The organism is Shewanella sp. AC91-MNA-CIBAN-0169 (assembly GCF_040310165.1).
Classification (GTDB): domain Bacteria; phylum Pseudomonadota; class Gammaproteobacteria; order Enterobacterales; family Shewanellaceae; genus Shewanella.
This window is the reverse complement of the sequence record NZ_JBEOPM010000003.1, coordinates 14,440-28,676: the sequence shown is the minus strand read 5'-3', so window position 1 is coordinate 28,676 and position 14,237 is coordinate 14,440. Positions and strand designations below refer to the sequence as shown.

The following is a 14,237-nucleotide window of genomic DNA, read 5'->3' as shown; positions in this document are numbered from 1 at the left end:
TACCCATTCCATTATCCATTAGCAGGAGTCACGTTTTTTGCCATGGCTGGTTGCGACCGAGGTAATACGCCTAACTTACTGACAGTCCATAAACACACTGCCGTTACCAGCATCATGCCAACTTGGATCCCGATGACACCATGATAACCGCTTTGCCATAACGCTATTATTTGCTCAGAAAACAACAACCAATCTGCCAAAATTGTAATGGCTAATATACTACTGGTGAGCAAAAGTAGCTGGCTGAGATGACGCTTAATATCGGTCACTTTTATACTGCACAACATAACGAGCAATAGTGACGTTACAAAACACCCCACTAACCATTCACCTCGTCCAGATAAGGTTGCAGGTAATAGTCGTTCACACAAAAATCCAACTGCTGTCGCCACAATAATGCCACCACAGCCACCAATCGTCATCGCGGTTACGATAGCAATACTGCGCGGTGAAGACTGGCGCTGAGCACTGCGCTTATTTATCCATAACATATTGCCGGTAACAATCATCGCACTAATAGCCATCGCCAAAATAAAGTACAAAATACGGATGTCTAAGCCGGCAAAGTTACTAAAATGCAATGTCACTAGTACATCTCTACCTTGGCGGAACACATTGTAGTTATCGGCATTAACCTTATCCATCACAGTGCCATCCTGCACCCGATAGGTCACTTCATCTCGTTGAGCAAAATTAACCGTATCGGTACCACGCACTTGTACTAAGGCATTTTCAGCACCGTAATGGTGGAAAATAATATTACGTAACTCAAAATTCGATTGCTGTGTAGTGTGTTCAATTAAAGTAAACGCATTGCTCATATCCAGTGACGTTTCACTTCGCGGTTCGCTGCTACGGTTAAAACCGGCATCGTTAAACAATGCTTGTCGATCGCCCTGATAAATAAACACCACAAAAGCCAGCTGAAACACTATGGCCAAGTTAAGGATCAAGCCGCTTAGGGCATACATCAAGGTAAAAGGCAGTGTCATCACCCCTACTACGGTATGGAGATCGAGTAATTTATCCCGGCGTTGTTTATCGACGCGGTACAAAAAGAAATGTTTCAGTAATTTACGCGCATGGATAAAAATGCCAGACACGAGTGCAAATAGAAAAATCAGCGTCACGACACCAATAAGATAACTGCCACCGGGTAGATCGAGGTTGTAATGCAGACGGTACATAAATTGCGATAAGTAAAAGTCATCTTTGCCCGCAACGGTTTCGCCGCTTTTAGGATCGACCAATATCGCCATCGACTGGCGGTCCGATTGCGGAGCATCTCCAAACACATCGAAGTAAAAAATATAATAAGGTACTAGCTCAGTCGGCATATTTATTCGAAAACGGCCAGCTTGATCTACTGGGTATTCAGCAAACTTTTGCTGTACCAGTTTCGCTAAAGGAATATCTGCTTGGGTATTATCGACTGGATGATGAGGCGTAATGGCCCACTGGGCGATTTCATCGTGAAACAAGGTCACCGCGCCAGCCCAAAATACCAAAAACAGTAAAGGTGAAATAATTAACCCAAGCCAACTGTGGGCTTCGATGAGATTTTTAATGACTTTGTGCTGTACCGGAGAATCAGATTTCATTGAGTTATTCATGACTTAGGTTTGGAAAAAAATAGTTAGTTTTGCGAATAAAATAACAACGTATTGATAAGACTACTGGCCACAAGCCATTTGGCGCACACGACACTCGCCGCTTTTGCGCTATTGCGGCTATAACAAAATGTCATCACCCCAACCCACACACAAAAACCCAGCATTAGCCCAACGAATAGTTTTACATCTACAGCAGCCGGTAATATTCGAAAAACAATGAGCATTAAACTGATTGCCAGTAATAACCCCCATAAAAATGCAGCAATAGATTTAGGCCACATGGTTATTGAACCCCAACAAGGAGGATACTGACAAACAACGCAAAGCCTAGCGAACTGACCCAGATGCTACGACCTTTATAGTGCGAGGCCACCAGCACCAGTAGTATCCACATGGTCATCATGCAAATCAGCACCACTAAACTGGCGACGAATACACTGTAAGTATGGCTAAACCCCCACACTGCAAATAACACCGCTAAACCGCATAAGCACCAAGCCAGTAATTTAGGGAAAGGTAAACTAACAAGCTGCTGTTTGTCAGATGCCAAATAGGCAAACAAGCAACCAAGCCATAAAGAAGCTACACTGACAAGTTCCATCTATTTCGATCTCCGGCCATTTAACGCAAATGATAATGATTTGCATTAATTATCCAGAATATCTTTGCCAAATACAAGTTGATTGTGCTCAAGCCTTTAGAAATAGCAGTTTGAATGTGCTCTAACAGCGCTGTAACGATATATGGTGGCTTAATCATGGTTATGGAAATTATCATGGTCAACAATCATATCGAGGGAAAACAATCGTCGAGGCAAACAACCACAATATTAAATAGCTGTTTGGCGATGAAATAAGCTGATCACCGATGAGCAAATAGTCGATAAACATCGACATAAGCCTTAATGGCTAATAACCACTTTTTCATTAATGTATCCAACACTTTATGAATCTGGCATTGGCGCTCATTTTAATCATAGATCACTAAGATTAACGCAACATAGTAGCAACCTTGAAAACTCTGGATTAACAGTGGATTAACTAAAGCTATTTATTTAACAATCCTCATGTTACTCGTCTGCACAGTGCTGTATTATTTTATTCTAATACAGTAAAAGATCCGTCAATATCAATGCTGGACAAAGGGCCATCCCTTGCTTAGGATTAATATTTGACCAATCACAATAATAATACAAAGTCGAACAGGGAATGTCAGATGAAATATTCCATTCTCTATCTCATTTTTTATTTAAAATAAGGCAATGTAATATGCTAAAGCGCATCGTTTACAGCGTATGTGGCGCAGCTATTGTTGGACTAGCTATATTCAGTATATATGCTTGGCACCCTGCAATTGATCCCGTCGAATCAACTCAAACAGATTATTCTCCACACGTTATCGAACAAGGTAAAATGCTTGCTTCTGCAGGCTATTGCAGTACTTGTCATACACCGCCAGGTGGCACTCCTTATGCTGGTAACTATGAAATGCATACTGACTTTGGCACCATTTATTCAAGCAACATCACTCCAGATGTCGAAACCGGTATTGGTAGCTGGTCTCAAGCTGCTTTTGCTCGCGCCATGCGCACGGGTGTGAGCCGCGATGGACATCATTTATTGCCTGCGTTCCCTTATGAACACTTCAATAAAATGACCGACGATGACATTAACGCGATTTATGCTTACATCATGACGTCTGTTCCGGCAGTTAACCAAGCAAAAAAAGACAACGGTATTCCGTTCCCGCTCAACATCCGCTGGTTTCAAGCGGGTTGGAAACTGCTGTTTGCTGATACCCAATCTTTTGAGGTCAACAGCCAACAATCTGCCGAATGGAATCGCGGTGCTTACTTAGTGGAAGGTATTGCTCACTGTGGTGCATGTCATACTCCACGTAATGCATTGGGCGGCGAAAAGTACGCACAAATGTACCAAGGTGCCGCCATTGATGGTTGGATAGCACCATCGTTAACCTCTACTAGCACTTCGCCTATCCCATGGCGTGCACAAGACTTTTACGAATACCTAACTACGGGTAACTCGCCTTACCATGGTAGCGCGGTAGGTCCAATGGCGCCGGTTATGCACAAGGGCTTATCAGCTCTTCCAGACAGCGACATAGAAGCCATTAGTGGCTACTTTGCTGAAATTGCCCGTACCAATAACACCGACGATCCAGACTCAAGTAGCACGTTACAAGCAGCAATAACGGCACAACATCAACAACCGGATCTGCGGATTGATGAAGGTGCACGTTTATATGCGGCAGCTTGCCAAGCATGCCACTACAACAGCGACCAATTAGTTAAAGGCCGCCCATTAATTACTATCGGCTCGGCAACACATCTTAATGATCCAACTAACCTGATTAACGTAATACTGGATGGCGTGCGCAGCGATCAAGGGATTAGCGGCGTTGTAATGCCAGGCTTCCGTGATGCACTTAGCGATGAAGACATTAGCGCAATTGCAGCTTATTTGCGCCAAACAGCTGGGGAAAACACCTGGCCTAAATTACAACAACAAGTGGGCGAGATCCGTAATCAACCCCGATTTGAGCACTAACTTCACTGGAGAAGTGACAATGGCAAAATTTATTTTAAACGGCAAACCGATGACTGCCGATGTAGAGAGTGATACTCCTCTACTGTGGGTTATTCGTGATGAACTGGACATGACAGGCACCAAATTTGGTTGTGGTATTGGTACCTGCGGTGCCTGTACCGTCCATGTTGGCGGCCGAGCCACACGTTCATGTATAACCCCTATATCGTCAGTTGAAGGAGCCGAAATCACTACGATTGAGGGGCTTTCTGAAAAGGGTGATCATCCATTGCAAATTTCTTGGCAAAAACTGCAGGTACCACAGTGTGGTTACTGCCAGTCGGGCCAAATTATGCAAGCTGCAGCACTACTAAAAGACATTCCTGAGCCTTCAGACAAAGACATTGACGCTGTGATGGGCGGAAATTTATGTCGTTGTATGACCTACGTTCGTATTCGCAGCGCCATTCATGAAGCAGCAAACGCAATCAAGGAGAGCAACGATGAGCAGACTGCCTAAACGTGGATCGGTGGGTATAACCCGCCGCGGTTTTTTAATTGCCATGACAGCGGTAGGTGTCAGCTTTGGTTTTCCTCGCCATTTGATGGCGGCAATGGATCCTGCTAGCCCTGACGGTAAAGTACTCCCAAGCGAAGGTGACATCTACGAACCGTCTTTATGGTACTCAATCGATACTGCTGGCAAAATTAAAGTCAACATTATGCGCTCAGAAATGGGCCAACATGTCGGTACCGCTATTGCTCGTATTCTTGCTGATGAACTGGAAGCCTCATGGGATGATATTGAAATTATCCATGTCGACAGTGATCCACGCTGGGGTTACATGGTTACCGGCGGCAGTTGGTCTATATCACAAAGTTGGCCGGTTTACCGTCAAGCCGGTGCTGCGGGTCGTACAGCGTTAATTGAAGCTGCAGCTAAAAAATGGGGTATTGCAGCTAAAGACTGTAAAGCCAGTAACGGTAAAGTTATCTCAAGTAAAGGCGAGCTGTCTTACGGTGAATTAGTCACCATGGGCCTAACGCGTCAGTTTACTGAAGAAGAACTGAAAACCTTGCCGCTGAAGCCTAATGCCGATCTTAAACTGGTTGGCCAACAGGTGACCTCTCTTGATATCGCCAACAAGACCAACGGTAAAACCATATTTGGTATCGATGCGAAAGTTGATGGCATGGTGTACGCCAACCCTATTTTACCCCCTACTCGTTATGGCTCTAAAGTAGTTAAGTTTGATGACTCTGCAGCAAAAGCAGTAAAGGGTTATCAGCAAACTATCGTACTAGAAGATGCCAGTGGCAGTGTACCAGGTTGGTTAATGGTTATCGCCAGCAGCTTTAATGCGGCCCAAAAAGCCTCGAAGCTGGTAAAGGTGACATGGGATGCAGGTAAAACGGCCAACGTGTCTGAAGCAGACATTATTGCTCATGGTAAGCAATTACTTGGCGACCAAACCAAAGGCAGTATTTTAGACACAGGCAATTCTGACACTGGGCCTGTATTTGCGAGCGCGAAAAGTACCATTGCAGAAGAATATATCACCAGCACAGTACTCCATGCGCAAATGGAACCGCTTAATGCCTTGGTATTTAAAAACCAAGACGGTATATGGGAAGTGCATTCAGGTTGTCAGTGGCAATCACTTACTCTACCCGTATTAGCCACAGCATTAGGCGAAGAAGAAGCGAACATTGTTATTCGTAGCTACATGTTAGGCGGTGGCTTTGGCCGCAGACTTAACGGCGATTACACCATTCCTGCGGCGTTGACCTCTAAAGCATTAGGCGGTAAACCGGTTAAAATGGTGATGATACGTCCACAAGACATGTTATTTGATAGCGCGCGTTCTGCATCAGTTCAACAACTCAAAATGGCATTTGATGATAAAAAAGCGGTTACCGCAATGGAACATCACGCCACAGCAGGTTGGCCAACTCAAGTATTAGCGCCAGGCTTTATGCCTAAAGGCACCAATGGCGAACCGTATGATCCGTTCTCGATTGCCGGAGCAGACCATTGGTACACTGTTGGTGCTCAAAAAGTACGCGCGGTATCGAATGATCTGGCCATTGCGACCTTCAGACCAGGTTGGTTACGTTCTGTTGGACCGGGCTGGACAAGCTGGGCAGTTGAAAGCTTTATGGATGAAGCTGCCCATCACGCGGGTAAAGATCCATTGCAGTTCCGCCTAGACATGCTCATTGCCGAAGGCCGAAATGCTGGTAGCACACCCGTTGCTGAAGGTGGCGCGGCTCGCCAAGCCGCAGTATTGAAAAAAGCTGCTGAGATGATTGGCTGGGGCACTCCGCAAGCCAAAGACACAGCGCTTGGCATTGCATCAACCTTTGGTCAAGAACGTGACATGCCAACATGGGTATCGTGTGCAGTACAAGTTCATGTCGACAAAAGCAACGGTATTGTCAATGTGCAAAAGCTTTATATTGCCATCGATGCCGGTATTATTGTTGACCCTAATGGTGCTGAAGCTCAGTGTCAGGGCGCGGCATTGTGGGGATTATCGATGGCCTTGTATGAAGGTACTGAACTGCTTAATGGTCAGTATAAAGACTCAAACTTCGATACCTATACCCCGCTGCGCTTAGGCCAAACTCCAGAAGTTAAAATCGAGTTTATCCCGAGCAAAATGCCACCATCTGGATTAGGTGAACCGGCAGTAACCCCTGTTGCTCCAGCGATTGCCAATGCAATCTACAATGCAGTCGGTGTACGTTTACGTAAAATTCCGATGAAGCCTAGCGACGTGAAAAACGCGTTAACTAACGCGTAATTTATCTGCTTTAACAGCCCAGTCTTAGCGATAATGACTGGGCTTTTTTATGCTTGCTGTACCTCATCGTTATCATTCTTTAGGCTGAGGGATAAATAATTTTATTTCCCCCTACTCGATTTACAAAATGTCAATAAAAACAGTGGACAAGCTTTGTCCATCCAGCAGCAGAGTCATAGCACCGGTTAGCTTGTTACCAAAAAGTAACGTTTTTCCTTTATAATTATGCCCAAGTATCGTCACATTGTTGAGTATCCTATGCCGCAAAGTCCACCTGTCAATTTAGAGCCCATCCTCTTGGATGCATTAAAACTCACTCCAAATTGTTTCGGTGTACTCAACCAAGATAAAGAAGTTATCTACTGTAATCAGCACTTCGCCAGCATCTTTGGCACTACCACAGAAGATGCTATTGGCAAAAAATCAGGCGATTTATTACGCCACGCTTGGGAAACTAAGCAAGGCGTTATTATCAATACTGATGATTTTGAACAATGGCTGGAAAATCTGCATAAACTGCATTCAGAAAAGGCTCTAAACCAGTATGAAACAGATCTGTCTGATGGGCGTTGGTTTAAAATGACCAGGATTAACTTAGACAGTGGTTACACCATTATTATGGGCGCAGATATCACCAACCTAAAACAGGCACAAACATCACTAGAACAAGCACATCAACAAATCGAAAGTTTAGTGAATACAGATCAACTAACTGGGGTGCATAATCGTCGCTCATATAACCAATTAGCAAAACAAGAATGTGCCAGAGCGATCAGATTTAACCAACAGTTATCCTTGTTGGTTATCGATATCGATTACTTTAAAGTGATTAATGACAATTTTGGTCATGAGGGCGGAGATAGCATACTTCAACAGTTTGCCCAAATATGCAGTGATTTACTGCGCCAATCAGATTCATTGTCCAGAATCGGTGGTGAGGAGTTTACCATCATCTTACCGATGACCGACGGTGAAGGTGCAATGATCATTGCTGAGCGTATTCGAGAACATATTGCCAAACACTCATTTCATACCACTCAAGCAAATAGCAACATTAAGGTTACCGTATCTATTGGCGTAAGTTCATTAACCGCCGGAGACAAGGTAATACAAGACCTTTTTAGCCGAGCAGATATGGCTATGTATTGCGCCAAACGCGGCGGCAGAAACCAAGTACAGCAAGCACAGACTGTATAACTTGGTTTCATATTGCCACCATTATTGAGAAAAACGTTTAAACCCTGGCGCTCATAAAATCGAGGTTAATGTCCTTCTGTAAACAAGTAATTTAACCAGCCCTGCATTCTTAATAATACCTTTCTCATTACCGCAACATGGCTAAAATGATCGGTATAAATAGCCACTTGCCCTGCGACACCTGCTGGCAATGATTGTCTTATTGCGTCATCTTCTAGCTCAATCAACACCAATACTCGACCGCGTTGAAACAACTTATTCGATGACTGTAAATTTCCGCTAAATTGAATTTCACCTTCTGCCATAGCTGGGAGTATTTTGGCAACTTTGCCTTTAAACACTTGTCCAGGCATGGCATCAATTATCACTTCGGCTTCATCACCTTCTTTAAGACGTAATAATGAGTTTTGCCAAAAAGCGCCAGCAAAATATCTCGTCTCATCTGGAATAAACGTCAGTGCTGGGCGCAAAGGTAAAGGCACCGCCATAGCGCCTTTTCGTAGCGCTAATTGAGTCACTACACCATCCGCAGGCGCTCTGACGACTGTTTGCTGTAAGTCATATTCAGCCTTAGCGAGTTCAGCTTGTAGGCCTGCTACTTTGGTATTGACGCCATCAATATTCGACTCATATGCCAAACGAGTCCGCAGCCCTTCAGCTAAAGCGGCATCTAGTTGCGCTGATGAAGCTATGTATAATTGGCGACGATTGTCGAGCTCAAGCTCAGTAAACGGTGAATTACGCCCCGCTTTTTTGCGACCGTCTTCATAGCGTCGATAGACTGATTCTGTACGATCTTTATCTGCTGTTGCTTGTTCAACTTTAGCTGCCGCTATTTGAAAAGCAGCTTCAAGTTGTGGTACTTGCAGTTCTGCTTCTTTTAGCGCCGCTTGTTTTTGCTTAACCATTGAAAGGTAAGGTGTAGGGTCAATTTTAAATAACACCTCACCTTCTTTTACTGGTGTATTTGGCTTAACATTGACTTCGATAACCAATCCTTTAACTGCGGGCACAATCGGAATAGTGACAAAATACTCGCGAGCAAACCTCGAATAGGGATGGTTATAATTCATTAAAATTAATAAAGTACCAATTAATACAATTCCGCCAAGAATAGCTGTCGGTACAGTCCATTTAGTTAACGGAATTTTAAATACTTTAAAAACTGCGATACAAAATGCGGTATAAGTCAGTATCAGTAGTAAGTCCATGCTTAGGCCTCTTGTGAGTGTTCATCAGAAACGGGAGGAGTCGTGACAGCAGAACGTTGCTCTAATAGCGACAAACGATCCGTTAACGCTGTGACATGATTCATTAGCTCTTTAACTTCACCCTCGAGTATCAATTCTCGCTTTCTCGAATCACTAAATCCCCAGCCTCTATCTTCTCGATATAACGTGGCCCAAATCCATAAAAATGGCCAAATAGCATGCAAGGTAAATAAGCTTACCCAACCCGCAATATGCAATGCATCTTGCTGTGGATGATTACGTTTTTTCGCAATCTCGTAAGGAATATCATGAATCGCAATAATGCCGTAAAAAATAAATATCACGACAAAAAATATAATCCCTAACGCAAAATAATCTAAAAACATATCTGCTCCCAATTTCAATTTATTATCATCAAAGTGTCTTTGCTTAAATAAACAATGAACCCATTTTTAGTATAGAACTGATTAACAAAAACACATTGAAACGATTCAAATAACGAAGAGACTGACCTGATTTTTTACACTAATTATTGCTATAAGCATGGAAACTTTGATGTTAGTTATGCACAAAAAAAGCTCGCGTTATTGACTAACGCGGGCTTTTAACTCATGTAAGTTACAACAACTAAAGCCTAGTCTCCGGCCATTTTTTGCAAAAACTCAAGTCGCTGCATTTCTTGTTCATCGGGTTGCCATGGTTCATCAGATAACGACTCAACAGCAAAGTCGCCTAGCTCATAGGCAGGCTCTTCACTGTGGCCATACTGAGTTAACTCGCCGGGTACTGCTGGACGGAGCTCCAATACAAATGTACTCAGAACATAAGGGCCTTTATATTGCGCTAACACCCCTTTATAGGCTTTAAGATCCAGCACCACAGAGCCTTCAGTCAGCTTGTCTGAACCCGTTAGCAAGGCAATCGGCTGCTTATCTGCTGTATATAGATTGGCCCGTAAACGATAATAACCCGCTTGCTCAACATCCAATTTAACTGGTATCAACATATCACTGCCTTCAGCGCGGATATCCTCCACTCCGGTTATGGTTGCCGTAGGATGACTATATTCTATGCCTGTTTTTAACGTTTGTTTTTTGCCCTTAGCGCTAAAGGTAACACTGACCTCCATTGGACCATTCCAATCCTCTTCAGCATTCAGTTGTATCGCCCATTTTCCATCGGCACCTAGCATGGTTCCGCTAATGAATGGCTCCGATCCACTTATAAGCTCGCTGTGTAATGCTGCACTTGCCCCAGCAACAAGCAAGCCATTAACGTCGAGATTAATAACCACTGGTTCAGGAAAACTAAAACGATACTTAGGCAACACTATGCTGGCACTGGCTCCATCTTGGAGCTGCACCGGCTGAGGAATGTAAGCATTGGGGTTAAGTAAGTGCGTATCATCAACCGATAAAGGCATTGAGTAAGATGGCAACTCAAGTTCGCTAGCATAAGCCTCTGCCATAAGCTGAAAACTATCACTGATCGGCTGTGGAAGCTTTTCAACCACGGTCATCGTTTTAGTTTGCATGTGTTTTACTACTTTCGGTTTGGTTGGCGCTGTATCATCTTGCTCGATAACGGCCGCACTCTGAGGTGGCTCAAGTGCCGACTCAGAAGTGTAAACCCAAAACCCTACTGCCGTAGCGAGTAGGGATATTGTTATAATGATTTTTTTATATTTCATATACGCTTAGTTAGCAGCCTGATACACAAGTGCTGACATGCTGGTTTTATTCGAATGATTAACCACTCTATAACGTGAACTAAATATCCACCAGCCACGTTTTTCATCATAGGTGCTGAATTGTAAGTTATCGCCATTGAGATAATTGGTACGACTATTAGCAGAAGTTACTTCATCTTTAGCGCTATTTAAAATAGTGTCACCATGGCTATAACCTTCACTCATCAACATTGGATAGTGATAAGGCATAAATCCGCTCGGGCCATTAGTCGAGGTGAGCTTGCCATCAAATGCTACACTGCGCGAACAACTGTTGTAACTGCCAACGGCCGCGGCACCACAACTAGAATGGCTGGCAACAACGCCATCATCTTCGCCGGGTAAAAATGCCCCTGTCACACCGAGAAAGTCAGAGCCTGCCCCAGCAAAACGTAAACGTGGCACTCGGCTTTCGGGAAACGCTGCCAATTGGCGTGCAGTATTTACGCGTAAATCATTCAATACCCCAATATTGGATGACGATGGCAGTTCTCCTAACCATAACGAGACAGCTAGTTTTAATGTTGCATCTATCAAACCTGAACCACTGGCGACATTAACCGCCAAATCAGCCAATTCAACCCCACCACCCGCGCCAGAAAAGTCAAATGTGGCGACAATATTAAGCGGCTTTAAACCTGCGTTTTGCAACCATAGCGCTTGGTTATCAATAATATAGCGCATCACTAAATCGCCAGTAGAATGGGTCACAAATACACAACCGCTGGCACATGTCCCCTCACGCGACAACTGTTGCAATTTAGGCCACACATATTGACTGGTTATTTTATTGGCAATACGCTCTTGCGATGGCCAATCAATGCGTACATCAGCGCGATCACGCCAATATTGCGCCCAGTACTCTGAACCATTGTCAGTTACCTGTGTACCTGTCGGCTTACTTTGTAAATTATCCGGTTGAAAGCCATGCACTAACACTACTGGGTAGCTACCAACGGCTGCTTGAGCTGCGCCAGTTAATAAGCCTGCCAACAGTAAAAGTATCGATTTTGTCATTGGGTTGTCCTCTTATTTTATCTGCTGCAGCGCCAACAGCACTGTTAACAGAATTTTATCATTTTGTTACTCATATTGGATTTTTTATTACAACTCCAACATCAACATAGAGCAGAATCAAAACAATGCAACCACAAAAATTCGGCCTATTTATTGTCAAAATAGACCGAGTGTTTGAATTAACAGATAACAATTTAAACCGACTAGTATTCCGGTATTTAACGGTAGGCAATAACAACTCAAATGGGACGTTATGGTATTTGACACAGATGTTTTAAGTAATTACTCAAACTTGTAAAAAAAATTAATCGTGTATTGGCATGGCTATCTTATGAGTAATATCGATGAGTGATATCGATGAGTAAAATCGATGAGTAAAATCGATAACTAGAGTGGTGACAGACTGATGTGCATTGATCCTAAATTGAATACATAAGAGCGATACAAACGACCACAACCTCTGCATACGCAGCATGGTTAAATAAATGACTGCTCTATAGTGTGTTCTAGCTATGGTTTATGGTTTATGGTTTATGGTGGCGAAAACAAACAAGCCCCGCCGATGAATATCAACAGGGCTTGGTTACTAATATCTACCTCGATGCTATCGAAATAAGTACTTATCGTTATACTTTTATAGCTATGCTTTTTTAGCTGCTATGGCTGCTTGCACTTGATTGATAGCGGTGCCACCTAATACATCACGTTTTTCTAAACACGCTTCAATCGTAAGGTTTGGATACACATCATCGCTAATCACGTTGGCAAATTTCTGTAGCTCAGCCACGCTTAAGTCTTCAATCGGCTTTTGCTCACCAATGGCAAATACCACCACCTCGCCCACTACATGATGAGCTTCACGGAACGGCATGCCTTTAGCCACAAGATAATCAGCAAGTTCGGTTGCGTTAGCATAACCTTGTTGCGCCGCGACCAAAGCTTGTGGACGATTCACTTTTAAGCCCGACAATACTAATGCTGCCATGTCTAGGCAAATAGCCCAACTGTCGACTACGTCGAATAAGCCTTCTTTGTCTTCCTGCATGTCTTTGTTGTACGCCAATGGCAAGGCTTTCATGGTCGTTAAAATACCCATTAAGCTGCCATAAACACGGCCGGTTTTACCACGAATAAGCTCTAACGCATCGGGGTTTTTCTTTTGTGGCATCAGTGATGAGCCAGAAGTGACTTCATCGGCTAATGAGATAAAATTAGCTTCACCAGAGTTGAAGAAGATTAAATCTTCGGCCATACGGCTTAAATGCATCATGCTGATTGACGCAGCGCTGCATAATTCAACCACGTGATCGCGATCAGACACACTGTCTAAGCTGTTTAAGGTTGGGCGAGCAAAGTTTAACGCTGACGCTAACGCGTGGCGATCAATCGGATAAGCGGTACCGGCTAGTGCGCCAGAACCTAATGGACATGAATCGGCACGGCTTAATGCATCTTGTAGGCGGCTAATATCACGCTCATACATTTCAACATAAGCCAGCGCCCAGTGACCAAAAGTAACCGGCTGTGCACGTTGTAAATGGGTGTAACCCGGCATAACCGCATCGACTTCACGCTCGGCTAATGCAATTAACTCTGCATGCAATGTACCTAAACGTGCGAGTAATGCTGCACCTTCTTTTTTGCACCACAGCTTTAAATCTGTGGCGACTTGGTCGTTACGCGAACGGCCCGTGTGGAGTTTTTTGCCTAAATCGCCCACTTTGGCAATCAGCTTTTGTTCAACAAAGCTGTGTATATCTTCGGCGCCGTTGCTGATAATCGCTTGTGGATCATTACCCACTTCCACCAGCAGCTCATTTAACGCTGCTTTTAAATCGATACATTCTTTTGCAGTAATAATACCGACGCTAGCAATGGCATCTGCCCATGCAATAGAGCCGACAACGTCTTGTTCAAATAAGCGGTAATCCACTGGCAGTGAGTCATTAAATAACTTGAAAAGTGCACTGGTTTCGCCCTGAAATCTTCCGCCCCATAACGCCATGTCGGTATCCTCTGTTTTGAAAACTGTTTTAAGAACTGGGTGTTTAATAATATAGCTGTAAGTCATATTCTGTTTCTTGTAATGACTCTCTGTTTGCCAAAAGTCATTACAA

Annotated in this window: 12 protein-coding genes; 4 read left to right on the top strand and 8 right to left on the bottom strand. The window is 43.8% G+C overall.

Features of this window, described 5'->3' with window-relative positions; genetic code table 11:
- Window positions 1-11: 11 nt before the first annotated feature.
- The 3 genes from AAEY98_RS04165 to AAEY98_RS04155 are packed head-to-tail and all read right to left on the bottom strand — an operon-like array spanning window position 12 to window position 2,214.
- The gene (locus AAEY98_RS04165) at window positions 12-1,601 is read right to left on the bottom strand and encodes a PepSY-associated TM helix domain-containing protein (RefSeq protein WP_351015159.1); all 1,590 of its coding nucleotides are present in this window, start codon (window positions 1,599-1,601) and stop codon (window positions 12-14) included.
- 35 nt (window positions 1,602-1,636) lie between these two features.
- Window positions 1,637-1,894 (bottom strand): hypothetical protein, encoded by a 258-nt coding sequence (locus AAEY98_RS04160; RefSeq protein ID WP_101084831.1) that lies wholly within the window; start codon window positions 1,892-1,894, stop codon window positions 1,637-1,639.
- A gap of 2 nt (window positions 1,895-1,896) precedes the next feature.
- Window positions 1,897-2,214, bottom strand: a complete 318-nt coding sequence (locus AAEY98_RS04155; protein WP_351015156.1) for a hypothetical protein — start codon at window positions 2,212-2,214, stop codon at window positions 1,897-1,899.
- A 667-nt stretch (window positions 2,215-2,881) separates the two neighbouring features.
- Between AAEY98_RS04155 and AAEY98_RS04150 the strand changes: the two genes are divergently transcribed.
- The 4 genes from AAEY98_RS04150 to AAEY98_RS04135 all read left to right on the top strand — a co-directional run bounded on the left by AAEY98_RS04150 (window position 2,882) and on the right by AAEY98_RS04135 (window position 8,163).
- Window positions 2,882-4,180 carry a c-type cytochrome gene (locus AAEY98_RS04150; RefSeq protein WP_351015153.1) on the top strand — a complete coding sequence of 433 codons (1,299 nt, stop codon included), beginning with the start codon at window positions 2,882-2,884 and terminating at the stop codon, window positions 4,178-4,180.
- Window positions 4,181-4,199: 19 nt separating this feature from the next.
- The gene (locus tag AAEY98_RS04145; RefSeq protein WP_101084828.1) at window positions 4,200-4,679 is read left to right on the top strand and encodes a (2Fe-2S)-binding protein; all 480 of its coding nucleotides are present in this window, start codon (window positions 4,200-4,202) and stop codon (window positions 4,677-4,679) included.
- Window positions 4,663-6,966 (top strand): xanthine dehydrogenase family protein molybdopterin-binding subunit, encoded by a 2,304-nt coding sequence (locus AAEY98_RS04140; RefSeq protein WP_101084827.1) that lies wholly within the window; start codon window positions 4,663-4,665, stop codon window positions 6,964-6,966. The genes AAEY98_RS04145 and AAEY98_RS04140 overlap by 17 nt, the downstream gene beginning before the upstream one ends.
- Before the next feature lie 258 nt (window positions 6,967-7,224).
- Window positions 7,225-8,163, top strand: coding sequence for a sensor domain-containing diguanylate cyclase (locus AAEY98_RS04135; RefSeq protein WP_351015150.1), 939 nt, complete (start codon window positions 7,225-7,227; stop codon window positions 8,161-8,163).
- Between the two features lie 65 nt (window positions 8,164-8,228).
- On the opposite strand, the gene AAEY98_RS04130 is transcribed toward AAEY98_RS04135, so the two are convergent.
- The 5 genes from AAEY98_RS04130 to argH all read right to left on the bottom strand — a co-directional run bounded on the left by AAEY98_RS04130 (window position 8,229) and on the right by argH (window position 14,125).
- A complete protein-coding gene (locus tag AAEY98_RS04130) occupies window positions 8,229-9,374 on the bottom strand; it encodes an HlyD family secretion protein (RefSeq protein ID WP_101084825.1) in 1,146 nt (381 codons plus the stop codon).
- A 2-nt stretch (window positions 9,375-9,376) separates the two neighbouring features.
- Window positions 9,377-9,760, bottom strand: coding sequence for a DUF3302 domain-containing protein (locus AAEY98_RS04125; RefSeq protein WP_123778793.1), 384 nt, complete (start codon window positions 9,758-9,760; stop codon window positions 9,377-9,379).
- 248 nt (window positions 9,761-10,008) lie between these two features.
- Window positions 10,009-11,064 carry a hypothetical protein gene (locus tag AAEY98_RS04120; RefSeq protein WP_351015147.1) on the bottom strand — a complete coding sequence of 352 codons (1,056 nt, stop codon included), beginning with the start codon at window positions 11,062-11,064 and terminating at the stop codon, window positions 10,009-10,011.
- A gap of 6 nt (window positions 11,065-11,070) precedes the next feature.
- On the bottom strand, window positions 11,071-12,120 hold the full coding sequence (locus AAEY98_RS04115) for a hypothetical protein (protein ID WP_351015144.1): 1,050 nt from the start codon (window positions 12,118-12,120) through the stop codon (window positions 11,071-11,073).
- Between the two features lie 640 nt (window positions 12,121-12,760).
- Window positions 12,761-14,125 (bottom strand): argininosuccinate lyase, encoded by a 1,365-nt coding sequence (gene argH, locus AAEY98_RS04110; RefSeq protein ID WP_182743418.1) that lies wholly within the window; start codon window positions 14,123-14,125, stop codon window positions 12,761-12,763.
- Window positions 14,126-14,237: the final 112 nt, after the last annotated feature.

What these genes read in the sequence shown, in the direction of transcription:
- AAEY98_RS04165 (WP_351015159.1), bottom strand. Translation starts at nt 1,601, where the DNA reads ATGAAATCTGATTCTCCGGTACAGCACAAAGTCATTAAAAATCTCATC.
- AAEY98_RS04160 (WP_101084831.1), bottom strand. Translation starts at nt 1,894, where the DNA reads ATGTGGCCTAAATCTATTGCTGCATTTTTATGGGGGTTATTACTGGCA.
- AAEY98_RS04155 (WP_351015156.1), bottom strand. Translation starts at nt 2,214, where the DNA reads ATGGAACTTGTCAGTGTAGCTTCTTTATGGCTTGGTTGCTTGTTTGCC.
- AAEY98_RS04150 (WP_351015153.1), top strand. Translation starts at nt 2,882, where the DNA reads ATGCTAAAGCGCATCGTTTACAGCGTATGTGGCGCAGCTATTGTTGGA.
- AAEY98_RS04145 (WP_101084828.1), top strand. Translation starts at nt 4,200, where the DNA reads ATGGCAAAATTTATTTTAAACGGCAAACCGATGACTGCCGATGTAGAG.
- AAEY98_RS04140 (WP_101084827.1), top strand. Translation starts at nt 4,663, where the DNA reads ATGAGCAGACTGCCTAAACGTGGATCGGTGGGTATAACCCGCCGCGGT.
- AAEY98_RS04135 (WP_351015150.1), top strand. Translation starts at nt 7,225, where the DNA reads ATGCCGCAAAGTCCACCTGTCAATTTAGAGCCCATCCTCTTGGATGCA.
- AAEY98_RS04130 (WP_101084825.1), bottom strand. Translation starts at nt 9,374, where the DNA reads ATGGACTTACTACTGATACTGACTTATACCGCATTTTGTATCGCAGTT.
- AAEY98_RS04125 (WP_123778793.1), bottom strand. Translation starts at nt 9,760, where the DNA reads ATGTTTTTAGATTATTTTGCGTTAGGGATTATATTTTTTGTCGTGATA.
- AAEY98_RS04120 (WP_351015147.1), bottom strand. Translation starts at nt 11,064, where the DNA reads ATGAAATATAAAAAAATCATTATAACAATATCCCTACTCGCTACGGCA.
- AAEY98_RS04115 (WP_351015144.1), bottom strand. Translation starts at nt 12,120, where the DNA reads ATGACAAAATCGATACTTTTACTGTTGGCAGGCTTATTAACTGGCGCA.
- argH (WP_182743418.1), bottom strand. Translation starts at nt 14,125, where the DNA reads ATGGCGTTATGGGGCGGAAGATTTCAGGGCGAAACCAGTGCACTTTTC.